General features: G+C 71.3%; 23 protein-coding genes. 12 read left to right on the top strand and 11 right to left on the bottom strand.

Annotation, left to right across the window (positions count from 1 at the left end):
* Nucleotides 1-181: 181 nt before the first annotated feature.
* Genes KME78_RS16140 through KME78_RS16150 form a run of 3 tightly spaced genes read left to right on the top strand, consistent with a single transcriptional unit; the run spans nt 182 to nt 3,026 of the window.
* Nucleotides 182-1,327: a thiolase family protein gene (locus KME78_RS16140; RefSeq protein WP_219529703.1), complete on the top strand. Its 1,146-nt coding sequence runs from the start codon at nt 182-184 to the stop codon at nt 1,325-1,327.
* A gap of 15 nt (nt 1,328-1,342) precedes the next feature.
* Nucleotides 1,343-2,107 carry an SDR family NAD(P)-dependent oxidoreductase gene (locus KME78_RS16145; protein ID WP_219529704.1) on the top strand — a complete coding sequence of 255 codons (765 nt, stop codon included), beginning with the start codon at nt 1,343-1,345 and terminating at the stop codon, nt 2,105-2,107.
* Nucleotides 2,108-2,144: 37 nt separating this feature from the next.
* A complete protein-coding gene (locus KME78_RS16150; RefSeq protein WP_219529705.1) occupies nt 2,145-3,026 on the top strand; it encodes a LysR family transcriptional regulator in 882 nt (293 codons plus the stop codon).
* On the opposite strand, the gene KME78_RS16155 is transcribed toward KME78_RS16150, so the two are convergent.
* A complete protein-coding gene (locus tag KME78_RS16155; RefSeq protein ID WP_308126976.1) occupies nt 2,957-4,576 on the bottom strand; it encodes a long-chain-fatty-acid--CoA ligase in 1,620 nt (539 codons plus the stop codon). The two genes, KME78_RS16150 and KME78_RS16155, sit on opposite strands and share 70 nt — an antisense overlap.
* Before the next feature lie 101 nt (nt 4,577-4,677).
* Nucleotides 4,678-5,559 carry a LysR family transcriptional regulator gene (locus KME78_RS16160; protein WP_219529706.1) on the bottom strand — a complete coding sequence of 294 codons (882 nt, stop codon included), beginning with the start codon at nt 5,557-5,559 and terminating at the stop codon, nt 4,678-4,680.
* 153 nt (nt 5,560-5,712) lie between these two features.
* Between KME78_RS16160 and KME78_RS16165 the strand changes: the two genes are divergently transcribed.
* From KME78_RS16165 to KME78_RS16200, 8 genes are all read left to right on the top strand, one after another.
* Nucleotides 5,713-6,477 carry a crotonase/enoyl-CoA hydratase family protein gene (locus tag KME78_RS16165; RefSeq protein ID WP_219529961.1) on the top strand — a complete coding sequence of 255 codons (765 nt, stop codon included), beginning with the start codon at nt 5,713-5,715 and terminating at the stop codon, nt 6,475-6,477.
* Nucleotides 6,474-7,616 (top strand): CaiB/BaiF CoA transferase family protein, encoded by a 1,143-nt coding sequence (locus KME78_RS16170; protein ID WP_219529707.1) that lies wholly within the window; start codon nt 6,474-6,476, stop codon nt 7,614-7,616. Before KME78_RS16165 ends, KME78_RS16170 begins: the two co-directional genes overlap by 4 nt.
* 86 nt (nt 7,617-7,702) lie before the next feature.
* Entirely contained in the window at nt 7,703-8,851 is a 1,149-nt protein-coding gene (locus KME78_RS67180) for an acyl-CoA dehydrogenase family protein (protein WP_219529708.1), read from the top strand.
* A gap of 49 nt (nt 8,852-8,900) precedes the next feature.
* Nucleotides 8,901-10,055, top strand: coding sequence for an acyl-CoA dehydrogenase family protein (locus KME78_RS16180; RefSeq protein ID WP_219529709.1), 1,155 nt, complete (start codon nt 8,901-8,903; stop codon nt 10,053-10,055).
* Nucleotides 10,056-10,061: 6 nt separating this feature from the next.
* The gene (fabG, locus tag KME78_RS16185) at nt 10,062-10,802 is read left to right on the top strand and encodes a 3-oxoacyl-ACP reductase FabG (RefSeq protein ID WP_219529710.1); all 741 of its coding nucleotides are present in this window, start codon (nt 10,062-10,064) and stop codon (nt 10,800-10,802) included.
* Complete coding sequence (locus KME78_RS16190) at nt 10,799-11,170, top strand: HTD2 family dehydratase (RefSeq protein ID WP_219529711.1); 372 nt, start codon at nt 10,799-10,801, stop codon at nt 11,168-11,170. Before fabG ends, KME78_RS16190 begins: the two co-directional genes overlap by 4 nt.
* Nucleotides 11,163-12,374, top strand: coding sequence for an acetyl-CoA C-acetyltransferase (locus KME78_RS16195; RefSeq protein ID WP_219529712.1), 1,212 nt, complete (start codon nt 11,163-11,165; stop codon nt 12,372-12,374). The genes KME78_RS16190 and KME78_RS16195 overlap by 8 nt, the downstream gene beginning before the upstream one ends.
* Nucleotides 12,371-12,832 (top strand): MaoC family dehydratase, encoded by a 462-nt coding sequence (locus KME78_RS16200; protein ID WP_219529713.1) that lies wholly within the window; start codon nt 12,371-12,373, stop codon nt 12,830-12,832. Before KME78_RS16195 ends, KME78_RS16200 begins: the two co-directional genes overlap by 4 nt.
* A 40-nt stretch (nt 12,833-12,872) precedes the next feature.
* On the opposite strand, the gene KME78_RS16205 is transcribed toward KME78_RS16200, so the two are convergent.
* From KME78_RS16205 to KME78_RS16240, 8 genes are all read right to left on the bottom strand, one after another.
* Nucleotides 12,873-13,634, bottom strand: a complete 762-nt coding sequence (locus KME78_RS16205; RefSeq protein ID WP_219529714.1) for a crotonase/enoyl-CoA hydratase family protein — start codon at nt 13,632-13,634, stop codon at nt 12,873-12,875.
* A gap of 16 nt (nt 13,635-13,650) precedes the next feature.
* Entirely contained in the window at nt 13,651-14,802 is a 1,152-nt protein-coding gene (locus KME78_RS16210; protein ID WP_219529715.1) for an acyl-CoA dehydrogenase family protein, read from the bottom strand.
* A gap of 93 nt (nt 14,803-14,895) precedes the next feature.
* Nucleotides 14,896-15,555 carry a TetR/AcrR family transcriptional regulator gene (locus KME78_RS16215; protein WP_219529716.1) on the bottom strand — a complete coding sequence of 220 codons (660 nt, stop codon included), beginning with the start codon at nt 15,553-15,555 and terminating at the stop codon, nt 14,896-14,898.
* A 54-nt stretch (nt 15,556-15,609) separates the two neighbouring features.
* Nucleotides 15,610-16,851 carry an ABC transporter substrate-binding protein gene (locus KME78_RS16220; protein ID WP_219529717.1) on the bottom strand — a complete coding sequence of 414 codons (1,242 nt, stop codon included), beginning with the start codon at nt 16,849-16,851 and terminating at the stop codon, nt 15,610-15,612.
* Between the two features lie 40 nt (nt 16,852-16,891).
* A complete protein-coding gene (locus KME78_RS16225; protein WP_308126977.1) occupies nt 16,892-18,022 on the bottom strand; it encodes a branched-chain amino acid ABC transporter permease in 1,131 nt (376 codons plus the stop codon).
* Nucleotides 18,015-18,905 carry a branched-chain amino acid ABC transporter permease gene (locus KME78_RS16230; protein ID WP_219529718.1) on the bottom strand — a complete coding sequence of 297 codons (891 nt, stop codon included), beginning with the start codon at nt 18,903-18,905 and terminating at the stop codon, nt 18,015-18,017. Before KME78_RS16230 ends, KME78_RS16225 begins: the two co-directional genes overlap by 8 nt.
* Nucleotides 18,902-19,699: an ABC transporter ATP-binding protein gene (locus tag KME78_RS16235; RefSeq protein ID WP_219529719.1), complete on the bottom strand. Its 798-nt coding sequence runs from the start codon at nt 19,697-19,699 to the stop codon at nt 18,902-18,904. Before KME78_RS16235 ends, KME78_RS16230 begins: the two co-directional genes overlap by 4 nt.
* Nucleotides 19,696-20,487 (bottom strand): ABC transporter ATP-binding protein, encoded by a 792-nt coding sequence (locus KME78_RS16240; protein ID WP_219529720.1) that lies wholly within the window; start codon nt 20,485-20,487, stop codon nt 19,696-19,698. Before KME78_RS16240 ends, KME78_RS16235 begins: the two co-directional genes overlap by 4 nt.
* A gap of 169 nt (nt 20,488-20,656) precedes the next feature.
* Here KME78_RS16240 and KME78_RS16245 point away from each other — a divergent pair, with 169 nt between their 5' ends.
* Nucleotides 20,657-21,697 carry an LLM class F420-dependent oxidoreductase gene (locus tag KME78_RS16245; protein WP_219529721.1) on the top strand — a complete coding sequence of 347 codons (1,041 nt, stop codon included), beginning with the start codon at nt 20,657-20,659 and terminating at the stop codon, nt 21,695-21,697.
* 29 nt (nt 21,698-21,726) lie between these two features.
* Here KME78_RS16245 and KME78_RS16250 read toward each other — a convergent pair whose 3' ends face one another.
* A complete protein-coding gene (locus KME78_RS16250) occupies nt 21,727-22,191 on the bottom strand; it encodes a hypothetical protein (RefSeq protein ID WP_219529722.1) in 465 nt (154 codons plus the stop codon).
* Nucleotides 22,192-22,215 lie beyond the last annotated feature (24 nt).

A 22,215-nucleotide genomic window follows, 5' to 3' on the forward strand; every position in this document is an offset into this window, starting at 1 on the left:
CGGTGCGCAGGTGCTCGCGGCAGGGCCGCTTCGGGCGTCATATAGGTATCGGCGATAGCCCCGATCGCTATTCGGGCTTTGTGTCGGGCCCGTGGCGCGTGGTTGATTCGAAACGGTTCTGGCAGGCCTGTTCCGAGCGGCGAATCCCATTTCATGGCGCCAGTGACACAAGGAGGAGCGCGTGAGGGACGCGGTCATCGTCGATGCGGTTCGCACCCCCATCGGAAAACGCAACGGCGCTCTGTCCGGCATACACCCCGTGACCCTTTCCGCGCACGTGCTGAAGGCACTCGCCGGGCGTACCGGAGTGGAGCCGGGCGAGATCGACGACGTCGTCTGGGGATGCGTCAGCCAGGTCGGCGACCAGTCCGGCAACATCGGCCGGGCCGCCGTGCTGGCGGCCGGATGGCCGGAATCCGTCCCCGGCACCACGGTCGACCGCCGGTGCGGCTCCAGCCAGCAGGCGATCCACTTCGCGGCCGCGGGGGTCGTCGCCGGACACTATGACTTCGTGGTCGCCGGTGGGGTCGAGTCGATGAGCCGCGTGCCCATGGGCTCGGCCGCGCGGGACGGTCGGCCGTACCCGGACGAGGTGCTCGAACGCTATGGCGTGTCCAGGTTCAACCAGGGCATCGGGGCGGAGATGATGGCCGAACGGTGGGCCTTGTCCCGGCGGCAACTCGACGAATACTCGGCCCGCTCCCATGCGAGGGCGGCGGCGGCCGTCGACTCGGGCGCGCTCGACGGACAACTCGCGCCAGTGCCGGGAGCAGCGCCGGGAACCCTGCGGGCCGACGAAGGCATCCGCCGCGGCTCGTCGGTGGAGAAGCTGGCCGGGTTGACGGCCGCGTTCCGCGAGGACGGCGTGATCACCGCCGGAAACGCCTCGCAGATCTCCGACGGCGCGGGCGCCCTGCTCATCACCTCGGGTGAGCTCGCCCGGGCGCGCGGGCTGCGGCCGATCGCCCGTGTGCACACCGCCGTGCTGGCGGCTGATGATCCGGTCATCATGCTGACCGCGCCCATCGAGGCCACGGCCAAGGCGCTGAAGAAGTCCGGCCTGCGCCTCGCCGACATAGGGGCCTTCGAAGTGAACGAGGCCTTCGCGCCGGTTCCGCTGGCCTGGCAGGCCGAGACCGGAGCCCCCGGCGACCGGCTCAACCCCCTTGGCGGGGCGATCGCCGTGGGGCACCCGCTGGGCGGCTCGGGCGCCGTCCTGATGACGCGTCTCGTCCACCACATGAAGGACCAGACCCTTCGCTTCGGGCTGCAGGCCATGTGCGAAGCGGGCGGCATGGCCAACGCGACCATCCTCGAACTGCTCTGAAGAGAGGGCTGACCCATGCGTCTGGAAGGACTGTGCACCGCCGTCACGGGAGGCGCGTCCGGTCTCGGGCTGGCGACGGCCCGGCGGCTGGTCGAGGCGGGCGGCAAGGTCGTCGTCATCGACCTGCCCGGCTCCGCCGGTGCCGACGTCGTCAAGGAGCTCGGCGAGACGGCGAGGTTCGCCGCCGCGGACGTCACTGACGCCGATCAGTTCGCGGCGGCGCTCGACGAGGCCGGCGAGTTCGGCGGCCTGCGCGGGCTCGTGCACTGCGCGGGTGCCGGTCGGCGGCTGAGGCTGCTGGACAAGGAGGGCGATCCGGGGTCCTTGGAGGACTTCGAATGGGTGATCAAACTCAACCTGATCGGCTCGTTCAACGCCCTGCGTCTCGCCGCGGCCCGGATGGCCCGCCAGGACGAGATCGACGGCGAGCGCGGCGCCATCGTGCTGACCGCGTCGGTCGCCGCCTACGAGGGCCAGATCGGCCAGATCCCGTACACCGCCGCGAAGTCCGGCATCGTGGGCATGACCCTGACGGCGGCCCGTGACCTGGCCAGCCGGTCGATCCGGGTGTGCACGATCGCGCCGGGGATCATGGACACGCCCTTGCTGGCCCGGCTGCGGGAGGATGTGCGGGCTTCCCTGGAGGCCACCGTGCCCAATCCGGCCCGGCTCGGCCGCTCGGAGGAGTTCGCCCGGCTTGCGGGCCAGATTCTGGAGAACGGCTACCTCAACGGCGAGACCATCCGGCTCGACGGCGCCATCCGTATGGCGCCGCGCTGAGGACGCCGCATGTCCGGGGCTGGATACAGTCAGGGCTGTGGATCTGCACCACATCAAGTACTTCCTGGGGGTCGTCGACCACAACGGCATCAACGCCGCGGCGACCGTGCTCGACGTCGCCCAGCCCACGATCTCGCAGGCCATCCAGGGGCTGGAGCGCGAGCTCGGCGTCCTGCTCTTCCACCGCATCGGCCGTGGCATGGTGCTCACCTCGGCCGGACACAGCTTGGTCGGGCCCGCGCGCCGCATCCTGCGCGACGTCGTCGCCGCGGAGGGTTCGCTCGTCGACGCGGCCGGGCGACCCCGGGGGCGGCTGGACGTCTTCGCCATGCCCGCCCTGTCCGCGGATCCGGTGGCCCGGCTGATCGGCGCCTTCCGCAGGGAGTTCCCGAAGGTCTCCATCCGCATCGGGGACCTGCGGGACGAGACGGCGGCGGCCTCCCTGATCAGGGAGGGACACTGCGAGATCGTGGTCTGCCATCTGCCCGCGATGGACTGCGCCGGCCTGGAGGTCCGCGAGCTCGGGGTGCAGGAGTACTGGCTTGTCCTGCCTCCCGGCTCGGCACCGCCGCCGGATCCGCTGCCGCTCGCCGAGCTGCCGGACATCCCGCACGTGACCGTGCCGCGGGGCAGCTCCCTGGCGGTCGGCGAGATCGAGCAGGCGGTCGCGGCCGCGGGGCGGGCCATCAGGCCGGCCGTCGTGGTGGAGCACCGCGAGGCGCGGCTGCCGTTCGTGCTCGCCGGCGTGGGCGCCACGTTCCTCGAACGGTCGATGGCCGAGGCCGCCGCGGCCCGGGGCGCCGTGGTCCGCTCGCTGGAGCCGCGGATCAGCCGGGCGTACGGGCTGGTCTACGACCCCGGGGCGCTCTCACCGGCGGGCCGCGCGTTCGTCGACGTGGCCGAGGCGGCTGGCACGTAGGCTTGGCGCAGCTCGTGCTTGCGTACCTTCCCGCTCGCGTTGCGCGGTAGCTCGGCCACTACGGCGATGCGCCGCGGCACCTTGTACGCCGCCAGCCGCGTCTTGCACCACTCGCCGATCTCCTCGGCGTCCGGCGAGTCCGCCGCGCGGGCGGGTACCACGACGGCCAGGGGCGTCTCGCCCCACCGCTCGTCCGGCACGCCCACCACGGCCACCTCCGCCACCTTCGGGTGGGCGGCGATGGCCTCCTCGACCTCGGCGGAGTAGATGTTCTCGCCACCCGAGATGATCATGTCCTTGAGCCGGTCGACCACGTAGATGTAGCCGTCCTCGTCCTGGCGGACGAGATCACCGGAGTGGAACCAGCCACCGGCGAAGGCCGCCGCGGTCTCGACCGGCTTGTTCCAGTAACCCGTCATGATCGTCGGTCCCCGGTAGACGATCTCGCCGATCTCGCCGCGTGGCACGTCGTTCATCTGCTCGTCCACGATGCGGACTTCGACGTTGACCAGCGGGGTCCCGACCGATCCGATCTTGCGGAGCGCGTCCTCGCCAAGAAGTACGGTCGACACCGCGCTGGACTCCGTCTGGCCGAACACGCTCAGCAACCGGGCGCCGGGGAATGTCTCGATCATCCGGTGCAGCAACGCCTTCGTCGCGGGCGCGGCGCCCCACGAGATGAGCCGCAGGGCGGACAGATCCCGGTCCGCGATGGCCGGGACGTCGCAGACCGCCTGCCATTGGGCAGGGACGAGGAAGCAGTAGCCGACGCGCTCGCGTTCGAGCAGGTCCACGGTCCCCACCGGGTCGAAGCGGCCCGACCTGGCGATCACGGTCCGCCCGCCGACCATGACGCTGGACAGCAGGGCGGCCAGGCCGCCGATGTGGAAGAGCGGGGTGCTGATCAGCCACACCCGGCAGTCGCTCGGCACGCCGATGTGGGCGAACCTGCTCATGGTCTGGACGGCCAGGTTGTAGTGCGTGAGCACCGCGCCCTTGGGGCGTCCGGTCGTACCGGAGGTGTACATGACGAAGGCGGGCGCATGGAGGTCGACCGCCACGGCGGGATCGGTCTCCGGCGCGTCGTGCAGCGCGTCGTCATAGCGCTCCATGCCCGCGACCGGTTCGTTGTCCGCCCTTGTCACCAGGCAGTGCCGCACCGTCGGCACGTCCTTCCACGCCCGGGCGAAGGTGGCGGCCAGCCCGGACTCGACGACGGCGAGCACGGCCCCGCTGTCGGCCAGCTGGTAGGCCACCTCGTCGGCGTGCAGCCGGAAGTTCACCGGCACGCAGATGGCCCCCAGCCTGGCGCAGGCGAAGAAGACCTCCGCCATCTCCAGACTGTTGTACGTCATCACCACGACCCGCTCGCCCGGCCCCACTCCGCGAGCTCCGAGGGCATGGGCCAGCCGGTCGACCCGCGCGTCCAGTTCGCGGTAGGTGCGATCCACCCCGTCCATGCGCAGCGCCACGGCGTCGGGGACGGAACGGGCGTGCCGGGCGAGCTGGTCGCTGATCGTCATCCCCGAGTAGGCCGGTGGCGGGTTCACGTCAATCTCCTTCGCATCCGGGTGAGACACGCTGCTGAGAGTCGACCATCACAGCGGGCGCGGCGCAAAGAGCGAACGCCGCATCGTCCGATAGGCCGAACCTATGAGAGGCGGCTCCGGCTCATCTCCGCCGCCACATCCAGGAATGCCGTGGCCGCGGGGGAGAGCGGTCCCGGCCGGAACACCAGCCGCACGGTCCGCCGGACCGGCGGCGACGTGGACCGCACGACCACGTTGCGCAGCTCGGTCTCGGCGATGCGCCGGGGGAGGAACGTGGCGCCCGCGCCGTGCATGACCAGCTCCCAGATCGCCTGCCGGTGCGCGCACTCGACGGCCACGAAGCCGAGGGCCTGCCCGAGCGCGCTGTCGATGGCAGCCCGGCCGCTCGCCTGCGAGGACTCCAGGACCAGGGGGATGCCGGCGATCGCCGTGAGCGGGACGGGGTCGGGCAGCGTGGCGGCCAGGTCCGGGGGCATGACGAGGGCGATCTCCTCCTCCCAGAGCTCGCGGGTGCGCACCATGTCGTTCTGCACCGGGAAGTCCGTCAACCCCAGCTCGGCCTCGCCCTGGCGGACCTGGCTCAGAACCCCGGACGAGCTGCCGGGATCGCGTACGGTGACCAGGATGCCCGGATGCCGCCGGTGCAGGGCGCTGGTCAGCTCCGGCAGGGGGTCGGCGGACAACGCCGACAGCACGGCGATCTCCAGGCGCCCGGTGACCAGATCCCTGACCGCGTGCACCCGCCGCTTGGCGGCCTCGGCGTCGGCCAGGATCTGCCGCGCCGGTTCGGCGAACGCCCGGCCGTCGGCGGTCAGGGTGAGCCCGCGACCGGACCGGTCGAACAACTGGGCGCCGAGCTGGCGTTCGAGGCTGCGGATCGCCTGGGACAGCGACGGCTGCGCGATGTAGAGCGCCCGGGCGGCCTTGGTGACGCCGCCGTGGTCGACGACCGCTACGAAGTACGCGACGAGTCGCAGGTCCATGCCCTGAACTTTACTCATAGGCATTGCCGATAGATCCATACGTATGTGGGTCTTTGCGCCTGGCAGCGCGGTGATGATGCAGTCGGAGTACGCCGTACCGCCCGAGCACGATGACACAGGAGCACGATGACAACGGAGAGCGGCACGACCGCCGTGGGCGACGACGTGCTGGTGCGCCACGAGTCGCGCATCGCGGTGATCACCATCAACCGGCCGCACGCGAAGAACGCCGTCACCCGGGCGGTGTCCGAAGGCATCGCCGCGGCACTCGACGAGCTCGATCGGCGCGACGACCTCTCCGTCGGCGTTCTCACCGGGGCCGGAGACTCCTTCTGCGCGGGAATGGACCTGAAGGGCTTCCTGCGCGGTGAGCGGCCGAGCATCGAGGGCCGGGGATTCGCCGGCCTGACCGAGGCGCCGCCGAAGAAGCCGCTGATCGCGGCGGTCGAGGGCTACGCGCTCGCGGGTGGCTGCGAGATCGTCCTCGCGTGCGATCTTGTCGTGGCGGCACGGACGGCGAAGTTCGGCATCCCGGAGGTCAAGCGGGGTCTGGTGGCCGCCGCTGGCGGACTGCTGCGCCTGCCACATCGCGTCCCCCCGCAGATCGCGATGGAGCTCGCGCTGACCGGTGACCTCGTCACGGCCGCGCGGGCGTACGAGATCGGCCTGGTCAACCGGCTGACCGAGGACGGCGAGGCGCTGGACGCGGCGCTCGGGCTCGCCGCCCGCATCGCGGAGAACGGCCCGCTCGCCACCCTCGCCAGCAAGCGGGTGATCAAGGAGCACGAGCAGTGGCCGGAGGCGGAGCGGTTCGCCCGCCAGCGCCTGATCATCGAGCCCGTCTTCGCCTCGGAGGACGCCAAGGAAGGCGCCCGCGCCTTCGCCGAGAAGCGCCGCCCGGACTGGCAGGGCCGGTGAGCCGGCGCGGGCCCCTCACCGGGGTGCGCGTCGTCGAGCTGGGTGGCATCGGCCCCGTCCCCTTCGCCGCGATGATGCTCGCCGACCTGGGCGCGGAGGTGATCCGCGTGCACCGCCCCGCCGATCGGGACACGCGTCCCAACCCGGTGCTCGACCGGGGACGCCGCTCGCTGGTCGCCGACCTGAAGAATCCCCGTGGCGCCGCCGTCGTACGGGCCTTGATCGACACGGCGGACGCGGTGCTGGAAGGCTTCCGGCCCGGTGTGGCCGAGCGGCTGGGGTTCGATCCCGGGGTGCTGGCCGAGCGCAACCCGCGGCTGGTGTTCGGCCGCATGACCGGCTTCGGCCAGGCCGGGCCGCTGGCGACGCGGGCCGGCCACGACATCAACTACATCGCGCTCTCCGGGGCGCTGGCCGCGATCGGCCGCCCCGATCACCCGCCCACGCCGCCGCTCAACCTGGTCGGCGACTTCGGGGGCGGGGGCATGCTGCTGGCACTCGGCGTACTGGCCGCGGTGCTGAACGCGCGCGCCTCGGGACGCGGCCAGGTCGTGGACGCGGCGATGGTGGAAGGCTCAGGCCTGCTGATGGCGATGATCTACGGCCGGTACGCGCAGGGTGCGTGGACCGTCGAGCGCGGCGCGAACGTGCTCGACGGCGGCGCCCCCTTCTACGACACCTACGAGTGCGCCGACGGACGGCACGTGGCCGTGGGCGCCATCGAAGGCCCCTTCTTCGCCCGGCTGGTAGACGTCCTCGGCGTCGCCCAGGAGATCGATCTCGCCGCCCAGCGAGACCCGGACACCTGGCCGGCGATGCGGAAGACGTTCGCCAAGGCATTCAAGAACGCCGGCCGCGACGAGTGGGTGGAGCGCCTCGCCGGCGTCGACGCCTGCGTGACACCGGTATTGACCATGGACGAGGTCGTCGCGCACCCCCACAACGCCGCCCGAGGCAGCTTCTCCGCCGACCCCGCGGGCGCGATCCACCCGGCGCCCGCGCCCCGGTTCGCCGGCACCCCCTGCGGCAGGCCGACGTCCGCACCGGTCCCCGGCCAGGACACCCGCGCGATCCTCGCCGAATTGGGGCATACGTCCGAGGAGATCGAGAGCCTGCTGGCGGAAGGGGCGGTGCGGTGAACGCGTACGGGTCGCCCACCTCGCTCGCCGGAAAGACGCTCAACGCGCGGTTCGCGCAGTCCCCCACCACCGTCAGGAGCTGAACAGTGGAGACCGAAGCGTTCCAGGAGGTGCTCGCCGCCGTGCGCGCCTTCGTGCGCAAGGAGGTCGTGCCCGCCGAAGACACGATCGAGCGGACCGACGAGATCCCCGAGGCCATCCGCGCCAAGGCGGCCGACATGGGGCTGTTCGGCTACGCGCTGCCGGAGGAGCACGGCGGGCTCGGGTTCACCATGATCGAGGACGTCCAGCTGGCGATGGAGCTCGGTCACACCGCGCCGGCCTTCCGCTCGATGCTCGGCACCAACAACGGCATCGCCGGCCAGGTGCTGGTGAATTTCGGCACCGACGAACAGAAGCGCCGCCACCTGCCGGATCTGGCCGCCGGCGCCAAGATCGCGTCATTCGCGCTGACCGAGTCCGAAGCCGGCTCGGACCCGAGCGGGCTGCGGACCCGGGCGCTCCGGGTAGAGGGCGGCTACCGGATCACCGGCCAGAAACGCTTCATCACCAACGCCGACCGAGCAGACCTGTTCATGGTCTTCGCCCGGACGAACGCCGACATCGAGGGAACCAACGGCATCTCGGTCTTCGTGGTCGAGTCCGGCTCGGAAGGACTGAGTGTCGGCCCCAAGGACGAGAAGATGGGCCAGCGCGGCGCGCACACCGCGGAGGTCTTTCTCGACGACGTCCACGTACCCGCGTCCGCGCTGATCGGCGGGGTCGAAGGCGAGGGCTTCGCGGCCGCCATGCGCTCGCTGGCGCGTGGCCGGCTGCACATCGCGGCGATCTGCGTCGGGCTCGCCCAGCGGCTGGTCGAGGAGAGCGTCACCCACGCCGCGGCCAGCCGGCAGGGTGGACGTCCCATCGCGGAGTTCCAGCAGGTGCAGGCGATGCTCGCCGACTCGCAGACCGAGCTCATGGCCGGGCGGGCGATGGTGCTGGACGCGGCGCGGGCCTACGACGAGGGCAGCGACCGGCGCATGGCGCCGTCGTGCGCGAAGCTGTTCTGCTCCGAGATGGTCGGCCGGGTGGCCGACCGCGCCGTCCAGATCCACGGCGGTCTGGGATACATGCGATCGGTCCCGGTCGAGCGGTTCTACCGCGACGCCCGGTTGTTCAGGCTGTACGAGGGCACGAGCGAGGTGCAGAAGGTCATCATCGCCAAGCAACTGCTCAAGGGGACACACCGGTGACTCGGCGGGCACACCGGATCCTGCGCACAGAACGAGGCGGAGAGCGATCATGAGCGCACTGACCGAGGACGAACGGGAGATCGTCGCCCTGGCCGGCGAGTTCGTCGACGAGCGGGTGCGGCCGCGGGTACGGGACTACGAGTCGGTGGACGCCTATCCCGCCGACTTCATCGAGGACATGAAGAAGCTGGGCTTCTTCGGCCTGCTCGCGCCCGCCGAGCACGGTGGCGTGGAGGTGAGCACCGAGTGCTTCGCCCGGGTGACCGAGGAGCTGGCCCGCGGCTGGATGAGCCTGGCCGGCGCCATCGGCGGGCACTCGGTGATCACCTTCATGATCCGCACGTTCGGCACTCCTGACCAGCGCGAACGCTACCTGCCCCGGATGGCCGACGGCACGGTCCGGGCGACGATGGCGCTCACGGAGCCCGGCGGCGGCAGCGACCTGCAGGCGATGCGTACGCACGCCCGCGAGGACGGCGGCGACCTGGTGATCACCGGGTCGAAGACCTGGATCTCCAACGCCCGCCACTCCGGCCTCATCGGCCTGCTCTGCGTGACCGACCCGGACGCGAAGCCGGCGCACCGGGGCATGAGCGTGCTCCTCGTCGAGCCCGGCGACGGCCTGACCGTCTCCAAGAACCTGCCGAAGCTCGGCTACCGCGGCGTCGAGTCCTGCGAGCTCCTCTTCGACGAGATGCGGGTCCCCGCCTCCGCCGTGCTCGGCGGCCAGCCGAACCAGGGCTGGGCGCACATGATGCGCGGCCTCGAGGTCGGCAGGGTCCAGGTCGCCGCCCGCGCGGTCGGCGTCGCCCAGGCCGCGCTCGACGACGCGGTGCGGTACGCGCAGGAACGCGAGTCGTTCGGCAAGCCGATCTGGAAACACCAGTCGGTGGGCAACCTGCTGGCCGACATGGCGACCAAGGTCCGGGCGGCCCGGTTGCTGACGGCGGACGCCGCCCGCCGGCTCGACGCGGGCGTGCGTGCCGACATGGAGGCGGGCATGGCCAAGCTGTTCGCCTCCGAGGCCGCCATGCAGGTGGCGCTGGACGCGATGCGCGTGCACGGCGGGTACGGCTACTCCAAGGAGTTCGACGTCGAGCGCTACTTCCGGGACGCCCCGCTGATGATCCTCGGCGAGGGCACCAACGAGATACAGCGCAACGTCATCGCGGCTCAGTTGATCGCCCGCAACCCCATCACCTGAGGGAACATGATGCTGCTCAACGGCAAGACCGCGGTCGTCACCGGCGCCGCCCAGGGCATCGGGCTCGCCATCGCGGAGACCTTCGTCAGGGAAGGCGCACGGGTCGTCCTCGGCGACCTCAACGAGGCGGCCGCCGAGGCGGCGGCCAAGGAGCTCGGCGGCCCCAGCCTGGCCCGGGCGGTGCGGTGCGACGTCACCCGCGCCGCGGACGTGGACGCGCTGATCCGGACGGCGCTGGAGGCGTTCGGATCGCTGGACGTCATGGTCAACAACGCCGGGATCACCCGGGACGCGACGCTGCGCACGATGACCGAGGACCAGTTCGACCAGGTCATCGATGTCCATCTCAAGGGCACCTGGAACGGCACCCGCAAGGCCGCCGCCGTCATGCGCGAGCAGAAGGGAGGCGCGATCGTGAACATCTCCTCGCTGTCGGGGAAGGTCGGCATGGTCGGCCAGACCAACTACTCCGCCGCCAAGGCCGGCATCGTCGGCCTGTCCAAGGCTGCCGCCAAGGAGCTGGCGCACCACGGCGTGCGGGTCAACGCCATCCAGCCGGGCCTGATCCGCTCGGCCATGACCGAGGCGATGCCGCAGAAGGCGTGGGACCAGAAGCTGGCCGAGATCCCGATGGGACGGGCGGGTGAGGTGCACGAGGTCGCCTCGGTGGCCTTGTTCCTGGCCTGCGACCTGTCCTCGTACATGACCGGCACCGTGCTCGAAGTCACCGGCGGACGGTTCATGTGAGCTCACGACCGAGACGGTCGACCCCCATCCCGTGGCGGCACTGTCGGCGCTGTTCGACGGCGGCCACCGCCAACCCGCACCGGATCCACTACGACTGGCCGTACGCCACCGGCGTCGAGGGCTATCCCGGCCTGGTGGTGCACGGTCCGCTGATGACGCTCGCCCTCGCCGAGGTCCTGCGCCTCGAAGGGCACCAGGGCAGGGTCGTCCGCATGCGGCACCGGAACCGGGGGCCCCTGTTCTGCGGGCAGAGCGCGGAACTCCGGCGGGTCGAGGACGCCCCGCCGCTGACCCTGGGCGTGTTCGGAGCGGATGGCGAGCCGCACAGCACCTTGACGATCGAGCAGGAAGGGGCCGGCCATGCGTGAGGCGGTCATTTGTGAGCCCGTCCGCACCCCGATAGGCCGTTACGGCGGGATGTTCAGGAGCCTGACGGCGGCCGATCTCGGCGTCATCGCGCTCAAGGGCCTGATCGAGCGCACCGGCCTCGCACCGGACGAGATCGAGGACGTCGTTCTGGGCCACTGCAACGCCAGCAGCGAGGCGCCCGCGATCGGCCGCGTCGTCGCACTCGACGCAGGTCTGCCCGCGCACGTCCCCGGTCTCCATCTCGACCGCCGGTGCGGCTCGGGCCTGCAGGCCGTCATCCACGCCGCCATGCAGGTGCAGACCGGGGTCCACGAGCTCGTCGTCGCGGGCGGCACGGAGAGCATGAGCAACGCCACGTTCTACTCCACCGACATGCGATGGGGCGCACGGAACGGCGTCGCGGTGCACGACAGCCTCGTACGCGCCCGGCAGACCGCGGGCGGCCGCGGCCACCCGATCCCTGGCGGCATGATCGAGACGGCCGAGAACCTGCGCCGCGCGTACGCGATCTCACGCCGCGAACAGGACGAGCTGGCCCTCCTTTCTCACCAGCGCGCGGTCAAGGCTCAGGCCGACGGCATCCTGTCCGAGGAGATCATCCCGACCCCGGTCTCCGCCAGGAGCGGCGAGGTCGTGATCGACACCGACGAGCACCCCCGCGCCGACACCTCCTTGGAGTCCCTGTCCAGGCTCAAGCCGCTCCTGCTCGGCTCCGACCCGGACGCGACCGTCACGGCGGGCAACGCGAGCGGGCAGAACGACGCCGCCGCCATGTGCCTCGTCACCACCCCGGAGCGCGCCGACCGGCTCGGCCTGCGACCGCTGGTCCGCCTGGTGTCCTGGGCCGTGGCCGGGGTGGCGCCGGAGACCATGGGCATCGGCCCGGTGCCCGCCACCGCGGCCGCTCTGGACCGGGCCGGCCTCTCGCTGTACGCCATGGACCTCATCGAGCTCAACGAGGCGTTCGCGGCCCAGGCGCTGGCGGTCATGAGGGAGTGGAAGTTCGGCGAGGCGGACCTGGAGCGGACGAACGTCCATGGCTCCGGCATCTCGCTCGGCCACCCGGTCGGCGCCACCGGCGTCCGGATGCTGGCGACGCTGTCCCGCGAGCTCTGCCGGCGCGAGGCCAGATACGGCCTGGAGACCATGTGCATCGGCGGCGGCCAGGGCCTGGCCGCCGTCTTCGAACGGGTGACGTCATGAACGCCCGCGTCTTCACGTCCCTGGCGGAGGTGACGAGCGCCCTCGACGAGCCGCTCGGCCCCAGCGACTGGCTGGTCCTCGACCAGCAGCGCATCGACGCCTTCGCCGACGCCACCGGCGACCACCAGTGGATCCACGTCGACCCCGAACGGGCCGCCTCCGGTCCGTTCGGGCGCACCGTCGCGCACGGCTACCTGACCCTGTCGCTGATTCCCTGCTTCGGGCGCCGGCTCTTCCGCCTCGACCTGGGCCGGGCCCGCGTGAACTACGGCGTGAACAACGCCCGCTTCCCCTCGCCCGTGCCCGAGGGATCACGCTTGCGGGCCTCGGCCACCTTCGCCGGCCTGCGGGAGACCGCGGCGGGAGCCGCTCTCACGACGCGCTACACCATCGAGCTCGACGGGGCGCGGAAACCCGCCTGCGTCGCCGAAACCATCACGCTCGTTCTCGACGCCTGAGGATCCCGGCCGCCGAGCAGGTCAACGGCCGCCGGGCAGGCTAGCTGTCGCGCCAGACCGGTGGCCGCTTCTCGGCGAAGGCGCGGGCGCCCTCCTGCGCGTCGGCGGAGGCCGCCACCTCGGCCCACACCTTCAGCTGCGCCGCGAACGCCGCCTCGTCGGTGTAGCTCACCGACGACGACAGGACGCGCTTCGACATCCGTACCGCGAACGGCGCGTTGGCGGCGATCCGCGCGGCCAGCTCCCGCGCCCCCCGCAGCGCTCCACCCGGTTCGGTGAGCTCGTTGACCAGCCCGTACGCATGCGCCCGCACCGCCGGCAACGGATCACCGGTGAGGACCAGCTGCATGGCCAGGTGGTGCGGCAACGCCTTCGCCACCCGCAGCAACCCGCCTCCCACCGCGATCAGTCCCCGCTTGACCTCGGGCAGGCTGAACTGGGCATCGTGGGCCGCGACCACGAGATCGGCCGCCAGCGCCAGCTCGCAGCCACCCGCGGCCGCCCATCCTTCCACCGCCGCGATCAGCGGTTTCTCCGGAAGCCGCTCGGTGATGCCGGCGAATCCCCGCCCCGGCAGGGCGGGCTTCTCGCCCCGCGCGAACGCCTTCAGATCCATGCCGGAGCAGAACGTGCCGCCGGCCCCGGTGAGGATCCCCACCAGCAGGTCGGGCCGGGACTCGAGCTCGTCGATCGCCGTCGCGAGCGCCTTCGTCGTCTCCAGGTCCACCGCGTTGCGCGCCGCGGGCCGGTTGATGGTGATGACCGCGATGCCGTCCGCGAACTCGGTCAGCACAGTGCTCATCGAGGTGCTCCTTTGATCAGAGGCCGATTGACTTGGCGATGATGCTCTTCATGACCTCGCTGGTGCCGCCGTAGATGCGGGTGACCCGTGCGTCGGCGTACATGCGGGCGATCGGGTATTCCAGCACGTATCCGTAGCCGCCGTGCAGTTGCAGGCACTTGTCGACGACGCGTGACTGCGTCTCGGTGCAGAAGAGTTTCACCTTGGCCGCGTCGGCCGCGCTCAGCCGGCCGGCGTCGTGCTCCTGCAGCGCGCGGTCGACCAGCGCCTGGCCCGCCTCCACCTCGGTCGCGCACTCGGCGAGCACGAACTTGGTGTTCTGGAAGCCGGACAGCGGCCGGCCGAAGACGTTCCGCTCGGTCACGTAGGACAGGGTGACCTCCAGCGCCGTCGCGGCTGCCGCCTGCGCGTTCACGGCGATGGACAGCCGCTCCTGCGCGAGGTTGTGGCCGAGGTACTCGAACGCGCGGCCCTCCTCGCCCAGCAGGTTCGCCGCCGGTACGAGGACGTCGTCGAAGGCCAGCTCGGCGGTGTCCTGCGCCTTGAGCCCGAGCTTGTCCAGATTGCGGCCCACCGAGAAGCCGCGCGAGGCCGCCTCGACGACCAGGATGCTCAGCCCCGCACGCCGGTCACCCGAGGGCGGGGAAGACGTGCGGGCGACGACGAGCACGAGATCGGCGTTGACGGCGCCGGTGATGAAGGTCTTGGCCCCGTTGAGCACGTAGTGATCGCCGTCGAGGGCGGCGGTCGTGGCGATGCCGGCGAGGTCGGACCCGGTGCCCGGCTCGGTCATCGCGATCGCGGTCATCAGCTCGCCGCTGGCCATCCCCGGCAGCCAGCGCCGCTTCTGCTCCTCGCCGGCGTAGCGCAGCAGGTACGGCAGCACGATGTCGGTGTGCACCCGCACCGGGCCGAGGCCGAGCCTCGCCCGGGCCAGCTCCTCGTTCACCACGGCGTTGAACCGGAAACTGCGCTGGCCGCCGCCGCCGTACTCCTCGGGGACCTGCAGGCCGAGAATGCCCAGCTTGCCCAGCAGCCGGTAGAAGTCGCGGGGCGCCGCGCCCGCCTTCTCCCACTCGGGGAAGACCGGGACGACCTCGCGGGCCAGGAAGTCGCGGACGGTGGCCCGGAACGCCTCATGGTCGTCGTCGAAGACGGTGCGTCGCATCGTTCCTCTCTCTGCCGGCAAGATGATCATCTTGTCGAACGATCGTTAAATAGGGGTCGCAAGCCGATGGCGTCAGGGTCCGGTTTGTCGAGGTCAGCGGCTCTTGGCGCGCGGCTTGCGGGGCGGTGGCCGATGCTCCACCACCGTGAGCGCCAGGTGGACGTAGCGCTCCACCAGGTCGGTGACGCTCAGGTCACCGTCGGGTTGGTACCACTGGGCGATCGCGTTGCACATCGCCAGGATCGCCCGCTGCGCCTCGTCGGGATGGGGAGTGGCGAAGACGCCGCGGGCCACGCCGTCGTCGATGATCTCGTGCAGCAGCTTCGGCAGCGCGTCGCGCCGCTCCACGAACCGCTCCAGCCGATCCGGCTCCAGGTTGCGCAGCTCGCGCAGCGCGAGCAGGCTGTCGACCTGGCGCCGCACCCGGTATTCGACCGTGGCCTGGACGAAGGCGCCCAGCCGCACCGCGGGGTCGTCACCGGCGGTGGTCAGCGCTGTCTCACAGCCGCGCCGGCAGTCGTCGAGGGCGTCCTCCAGCAGCGCGTGGAGCAGCTCCTGCTTGCCGGCGTGGTAGTAGTAGAGGACCGACAGGCTGAGCCCCGCGCCCTTCGCGATGTCCCTGATCGAGGCGCCATGGTAGCCACGCTCGGCGAAGATGTCGCGTGCCGACCGCATGATCGCGGCAAGCCCGTTTCCCCTGGTCACCGCCCGAGGCGGCCGATCCGCCGCCTCCGCTGTGCCGCGTGTCCCCATTACCACATCCTATTCCGCGCACGTTCGATGTCTGATCATCGGCCCCGGCCGAGGCTAGCCTGCCTTCACCTGGTACTCCTTGGCGAGGTCGGACACCTTGAAGTCCTCGACGAGCTTCATGCCGGCGTAGACGCCCTTGTCGGGGCGGTGAATCTGGCTTGCCCGCGAGGTCGGCTGCGCCGGGTCGGACAAGTCCAGCGCCGGCCCCAGCCCGTCGATGCTGAAACTGGTCACCTTGGCGCGGGCGGCGAGCAGGCCCTTGCGGGTCAGGTCGCCACACGTGCCACTGATGATCTTCGCCCACAGGTGGGTCGAGAGGTAGGCGAGCACGACCGCGCCGCCCGACTCCGGCTGCTGCGCGCCGAACTTGGCCTTCCACTTGTCCGCGAGCGCCTTGACCGCGGGCGTGTCCGCGCTGAGCAGCCCGACGCCCGACACCCGGTGGTACCGCTTGATCAGCGCGGGCGCGGCCGCCGTCGACAGCAGGCTCGTGCTGAACGTCGCCACGGTCCCCATGATCGGCACGTCCAGTCCGGCGGCCTGCGCGGCGCTGGCCACCGCCGCGGTCTGCTTCGCGGTCGAGTCCAGCAGGATCGCCTTGGCGCCCGCCGCCTTCATCGCGTTGACCTGGCTGGTGAGGTCGGCGTCGGTCGGCTTGATCTGCTGGCCGGCCAGCTTCAGTCCCAGCTTCTCCGTCGCGAACGTGCTGCCCTTCAGGCTGTTCTCGCCGATCTCGCCCTGCAGGTAGATGTGTCCCAGGGTGTCGCCCTTTTTCAGCATGCCCTCGCGTACCATCCAGTCGACGCTGTTGATCGCCTGGATGTCGTACGTGGCGCCGACCACGAGGAGGTGCGGGTCGCCGAGCAGCGTCGGCGCGAACGCCGTCAGGCCGACCAGCACGTCGTTCGAGGAGATCTTGTCCCGCAGCGCCGAGGTGATCGCCGACCCGTAGACGTTGAGGAACCCGAGGACCTGGGGCGCGACCTCGTCGTAGGCCGTGACCGCCTTCTGCACGTCGTAGCCGTGGTCCCGGACGACCAGCTCGATCTTCCGCCCGCACACGCCGCCCGCCGCGTTGATCTCGTCGACGGCGAACTGGCTGGCGGTGTTGCTGGTCTTCCCTGACGTGGCGAACGCGCCGGACAGGTCCACCAGCATGCCGAGCTTGATGGTGGAGTCGCTGACGCCGGGGGCGCCGGCGTTCGCGGACGAGGTGGCCTTGGTGGAGCAACCGGTGACGGAAATGGCGGCCACGAGGGCGGCCGCGGCGAAGACGCGTGGACGGGACCGGTTCATGGGGTTCTCCTGGTGCTTCTCTGGGGGGCGTAAGGAGGGGTCAGGGGGCGGCCGGCCGGCGCCGGTCCCGGAGGGTGTGCAGCAGCGCGCGCAGCCCGCCGGGCTGGGTCAGCATCACGACCACGACGAGCGCGCCGTAGACGAACTGCGCGGCGGTGGACGCCTCCAGCCCGTCCTGGCCAGGGCCGACGACCAGCGGCAGCACGTCGGCATAGCGGGACAGCACGATCGGCAGCGCGACCACGAACGTCGCCCCGATGATCGCGCCGGACGTCGAGCCGAGCCCGCCAAGGACGATCATCGCGAGGAAGTCGACGGACAGATGGAGGTCGAAGTAGTCGGGGACGGCACGCTGGAACGCCAGTGCCGTCAGCACGCCGGCCGCCCCGGCGTACATCGAGGACAGAACGAACGCGGCCGCCTTGGTGCGCTGCACGCGCACGCCCATCGCGGCGGCGCCCACCTCGCTGTCGCGCATGAGGCGGAACGCCCGGCCCGGCCGGCCCCGCAGCACGTTGCGGGCCACCAGCATGGCCACGACGGTGACGGCCAGGAAGAGGTACCAGAGGTTCTCCACGGCCCCGAACGGCACCCCGAGCACGACGAGCCCCCCGGCGTCGGAGAAGACGAACCCGCCGAGCGCGAACGGCGTGACCGAGCGCCCGTCGTAGCCGCCGGTCACCGGCCGCAGGTTGAGCAGCAGGTGGTGGCCGAGAAAGACCAGGCCGAGCGAGGCGATGCCGAGATAGATGCCGCGCAGCCGGCTGGCGACCGGGCTGAACAGCAGGCCGCACAGCCCGGTGAGCAGGGTCGCGAGCACCGCCGCCACGAGCGGGGGCAGCCCCAGCCCCGCCAGACGGCCGCCGTCGCCGCCGTCGCCGCCGGAGAGGAAGGCGTAGCCGTACGTGCCGACCGCGACGAAGAACGCGTGCCCGAGCGACAGCTGCCCGGCCGCGCCGAACAGGATGGTCAGGCCGAGCGCCCCGACCGCCGAGGCCATCGCGAACAGGCCGATGCGCAGCCAGAACGCGTCCACGTACAGCGGCAGGGCCAGCGCCACCACGATCGCGGCGACCACGGCGGCGACGGCCGGCAGGCGGCGCGGCAGCAGCGTCCGGGCCCGCGCCTCGGCGGGGACGAGGCGGGCAGGCGCGATGGCGTCGTCAGACACGGCTGAACTCCTTCGAACCGAACAGTCCGGACGGCCGCCACAGCAGCACGACGATCATCACGAGATAGGCCACGACGTCGCCTGCCCCGAGCCCCAGGAAGGCGAGCGAGTCCTGGTGACCGGCCACGAGCACCTGAACGACCCCGACGATGAGGCCGCCGGCGATGGCCCCGCCGAGCGAGTCGAACCCGCCGATGATGGCCGCTGGGAAGGCGGCGATCGCGACCGACTCCATGCTCAGGCTGACGCCGGGACTGGGGAACGAGGCCAGGCCGATTCCGGCCGCGGTGGCCAGCAGCCCGCCCAGCACCCAGGCCGTGGCCGAGACCCGGCGCAGCCGGATCCCTGCCAGCGCCGCTCCCTCGGCGTCGGCGATGGACGCGCGCATCGCCAGTCCCCAGCCGGTCAGCGTGAGCAGCGCGGTGAGGCCGCCGATCAGCACCGGTACGGCCACCACGGTGATGACGACCGTGAGCGGCAGGGTCAACGAGCCCAGGTGGACCACGTGCCCGTCCCACGGTGCGCCGAGCGGCAGCACCTGTTCGCCCAGGCGCCGCGTCAGCTCGGCGGTCAGCACGACGTTCAGGCCGATCGTGAGGATCGCCATCGCGTGGTGGTTGTGCCGGTCGACGCGGGCCAGCAGCAGCCGCTCGGTCGCCAGCCCGAGCAGGCCGGCGACGGCGAGCCCGAGCAGCGCCGCCGCCGCGAACCCGAGCAGCGGCTGGGCGACGGCGACCACGTACACGCCGAGCAGGAGGAACGACGCGTGCGCGAAGTTGACCACGCGGGTGGCCTTGAAGACGATGACGAATCCGAGGGTGATGAGCGCGTACAGCAGGCCGAGGGACACGCCGTTGACGAGCAGTTCCAGCAGGCGGATCATCGCGGCGTCCTCTCGGCCTCGTGGGTGTCCTCATCCGGCGCGCCGAGGTAGGCGCTGATCACGGTCGGGTTCCGGCGCACCTCGGCGGGTGTGCCCCCGGCGACGACCTTGCCGAAGTCGAGCACCGTGATGCGGTCGGCGATCGACATGACCACGCCCATGTCGTGCTCCACGAAGACCACGGTGAGGCCGAGCGCGTCGCGCGCGGCGACGACGAGCCGCCCCAGCTCGCGGCTCTCCGCGGTGTTCAGGCCGGCGACCGGCTCGTCGAGGATGAGCAGGCGCGGCTCCAGGCACAGCGCCCTGGCGAACTCCAGGCGCTTGAGGTCGCCGTACGCCAGCCGTCCCGCGGTGCTGTCCAGCCGCGCCGAGAGGCCGACGAACTCGGCGATCTCGCGTACCCGCGCCTCGTGGCGGCGCTGCTCGCGGCGGCCGAGCCAGAACGCGGTCCTGACCAGGCCGGCGCGGGTCAGCCGGTGCCGGCCCACCATCAGGTTGTCCAGCACCGACTCCCGCGGCGAGACCACGATGTTCTGGAACGTCCTGCCGACCCCCAGCGCCGCGACGCGGTCCGGCCGCTGCCGGGTCACCTCGTGCTCGTCGAGCAGGATGCGCCCGCCGGTCACGGGGTAGATGCCGCACAAGGCGTTGAGCAGCGACGACTTCCCCGCCCCGTTGGGGCCGATGACCGCGTGCACCGTGCCCGGCTCGACGGTGAACGACACCTCGTCCAGTGCCAGCAGGCCGCTGAACGCCACGCTCACCGCGTCCACCACCAGCCGGGGCGGGTTCATGCCGTCCACCGGGCCAGCTGGGGCGCGGCCCGGCCGTCACCAGGGTCTTCCGCATCGGCTTCCGCGTCTTCGCCGAGATAGAGCCGGCGGACCTCGTCGCTGTGGGACAACTCGCCCGCCGGCCCGGTCAGCACGACCCGCCCGAGCTCCAGAAGGTAGGCCGAGTGGGCGACGGACAGTGCCATCGCCGCGTTCTGCTCCACCAGCAGCACGGGCACGCCATCGCGGGCGATCTCGCGTACGGTCTCGCCGATCTGTTTGACCAGCCGCGGTGCCAGGCCGAGTGACGGCTCGTCGAGCAGCAGCAGCTTCGGCTGGGACATCAGCGCGCGGGCGATGGCGAGCATCTGCTGCTCGCCCCCGGACAGCGTGCCGGCGCGTTGCCGGCGCCGCTCGGCCAGCCGGGGGAACATCTCGAACACCTGGTGGCGGGTACGCGTACGCGCCTCGCGGGAGCGGACGGTGATGGCGCCCGCGTCGAGGTTCTCCTCGACGGTGAGCGGGCCGAACACGTGCCGGCCCTCCGGGACCTGCACGAGTCCGCGGGCCACCACGCCGGCCGGGTTCGCCCCGGCGATCTCCTGTCCGAGGAAGCGGATCGACCCAGCGGTGACCGACCCGCCGTGCAGCGCGACCGTCCCCGAGACGGCCCGCATGAGGGAGGTCTTTCCCGCGCCGTTCGCGCCGAGCAGCGCGACCACGCCCGCCTCGGCGACCGCGAGGCTCACTCCGTGGAGTACCGGCTCGCGTGCGCCGTAGCGGACGGCGAGCCCTTCGATCTCGAGCATCCGGCGACTCCCAGGCAATGCATCGATCGTTCGTTAAGTTAAATCGAGCAGTCACTATCGATCGTTCGTTAAGTACGCGTAATGTAAGTGACCTCTGAGACACACGTCAACACCTTGGCGGGCGCGGGCCAGTGCGGGCTTGCGGCCCATCTGACCTTGGAGGTTCGCCATGCGGATCGGCACGACCCTGGCCTACGGCGGTGGTTTCAAGGAAGCGGTCGCGGGCCTGCGCGACCTGGAGGCGGCCGGGGTGGAGATCGCCTTCGTGGCGGAGGCCTACTCCTTCGACGCCGTGAGCCAGCTCGGATACCTCGCCGGTGCCACTGACCGGATGCACCTGGCCTCGGCGATCATGCCGATCTACACCCGGACGCCCTCGCTGCTCGCGATGACCGCGGCCGGGCTGGACTACGTCTCGGAGGGCCGGTTCACGCTCGGCCTGGGCGCGTCCGGGCCGCAGGTGGTCGAGGGGTTCCACGGAGTGCCCTACGACGCGCCGATCGCCCGGACCCGCGAGATCGTGGACATCTGCCGCCGGGTGTGGCGCCGCGAGGAGGTCGTGTACCAGGGCGAGCACTACGAGCTCCCGCTGCCGGCCGGGCGCGGGACCGGCCTGGGCAAGCCACTGAAGCTCATCAATCACCCGGTGCGCGACCGCATCCCGATCATGCTGGCCGCCATCGGCCCCAAGAACGTGCGGCTCGCCGCCGAGATTGCCGAGGGCTGGCTGCCGATCTTCGTGCATCCCGGCAGGCTGCGCCAGGTGTGGGGGCCGTCGCTCGACGCCGGTCAGGCCACCCGCGACCCGAGCCTGGGCCCGCTGGACATCGTGGTCACCATGCCCCTGGCCATCGGCGACGACGTCGGCCACCTGCTCGACCGTGGTCGTCCGCAGCTCGCGCTCTACATCGGTGGCATGGGTGCCCGGGGCAAGAACTTCTACAACGACCTCGCCCGCCGCTACGGCTACGAGCGCGAGGCCGAGCTCATCCAGGACCTCTACCTGTCGGGCCGCAAGCGCGAGGCCGAGGCCGCGGTGCCCGAGGACCTCCTGCGCGCCACGTCGCTCATCGGGCCGAAGGAGTACGTGGCCGACCGCGTCGCCGAACTCGCCGAATGCGGCATCACCACGGTCAGCGTGAAGCCACTCGCGGAAGACTCAGCCGGGCGGATCGCCGCGGTCGAGCGACTCCGGGACCTCATGCTCTGACCCGCGCTGCGCCTTGCCGGTGCTCGCCGTCAGACGGTCTCGCCCAACTGTTCGGCCACCTGCTCCAGGCCACTCTTGATGAGCTGCCCGTACTCGTCGTCGCCAAGTGCGCCGATCCCGTCCCGCGCCTGCTGGAGGTGCTCACGGGCGCGGTTGAGATCGCCCAGCTTGCGATAGCACTCGCTCAGGTTCAGGTGCAACGACGGATACAGCCCGGCCACCGAAAGCGGCACCCCGGCTTGGGCCACCCGCTCGTCGGTGATCAGGCCGACGGCGGCAAGCGCTCGCAGGTCCCACACCAGCTCCTGGTGCACGTCGTCCTGCACATCGGCCATCGAGTGGGCAAGGACGCAGACATGCAGCGGGTCGCCTTGCTCGCCGCCGATGTCATCCCAGATCTGCGCGAACAACTCGCGAGCCGCTTCACGCTGACCTTGGTGGTGATGTAACTCCACGCCCTGGCCGATCCGGGTCATCGTGGGGTCGGCGGTCATTGGCGGCTCCTTCACAGTCGCAGG

The organism is Nonomuraea guangzhouensis (assembly GCF_019396345.1).
Classification (GTDB): Bacteria; Actinomycetota; Actinomycetes; order Streptosporangiales; family Streptosporangiaceae; genus Nonomuraea; species Nonomuraea guangzhouensis.

Bases quoted from the DNA above. Each gene is read 5' to 3' on its own strand.
- KME78_RS16250 (WP_219529722.1), bottom strand. From the start codon at position 22,191: ATGACCGCCGACCCCACGATGACCCGGATCGGCCAGGGCGTGGAGTTA.
- KME78_RS16245 (WP_219529721.1), top strand. From the start codon at position 20,657: ATGCGGATCGGCACGACCCTGGCCTACGGCGGTGGTTTCAAGGAAGCG.
- KME78_RS16215 (WP_219529716.1), bottom strand. From the start codon at position 15,555: ATGGGGACACGCGGCACAGCGGAGGCGGCGGATCGGCCGCCTCGGGCG.
- KME78_RS16210 (WP_219529715.1), bottom strand. From the start codon at position 14,802: ATGCGACGCACCGTCTTCGACGACGACCATGAGGCGTTCCGGGCCACC.
- KME78_RS16240 (WP_219529720.1), bottom strand. From the start codon at position 20,487: ATGCTCGAGATCGAAGGGCTCGCCGTCCGCTACGGCGCACGCGAGCCG.
- KME78_RS16235 (WP_219529719.1), bottom strand. From the start codon at position 19,699: ATGAACCCGCCCCGGCTGGTGGTGGACGCGGTGAGCGTGGCGTTCAGC.
- KME78_RS16195 (WP_219529712.1), top strand. From the start codon at position 11,163: ATGCGTGAGGCGGTCATTTGTGAGCCCGTCCGCACCCCGATAGGCCGT.
- KME78_RS16205 (WP_219529714.1), bottom strand. From the start codon at position 13,634: ATGAGCACTGTGCTGACCGAGTTCGCGGACGGCATCGCGGTCATCACC.
- KME78_RS16160 (WP_219529706.1), bottom strand. From the start codon at position 5,559: ATGGACCTGCGACTCGTCGCGTACTTCGTAGCGGTCGTCGACCACGGC.
- KME78_RS16220 (WP_219529717.1), bottom strand. From the start codon at position 16,851: ATGAACCGGTCCCGTCCACGCGTCTTCGCCGCGGCCGCCCTCGTGGCC.
- KME78_RS16145 (WP_219529704.1), top strand. From the start codon at position 1,343: ATGCGTCTGGAAGGACTGTGCACCGCCGTCACGGGAGGCGCGTCCGGT.
- KME78_RS16200 (WP_219529713.1), top strand. From the start codon at position 12,371: ATGAACGCCCGCGTCTTCACGTCCCTGGCGGAGGTGACGAGCGCCCTC.
- KME78_RS16230 (WP_219529718.1), bottom strand. From the start codon at position 18,905: ATGATCCGCCTGCTGGAACTGCTCGTCAACGGCGTGTCCCTCGGCCTG.
- KME78_RS16180 (WP_219529709.1), top strand. From the start codon at position 8,901: ATGAGCGCACTGACCGAGGACGAACGGGAGATCGTCGCCCTGGCCGGC.
- fabG (WP_219529710.1), top strand. From the start codon at position 10,062: ATGATGCTGCTCAACGGCAAGACCGCGGTCGTCACCGGCGCCGCCCAG.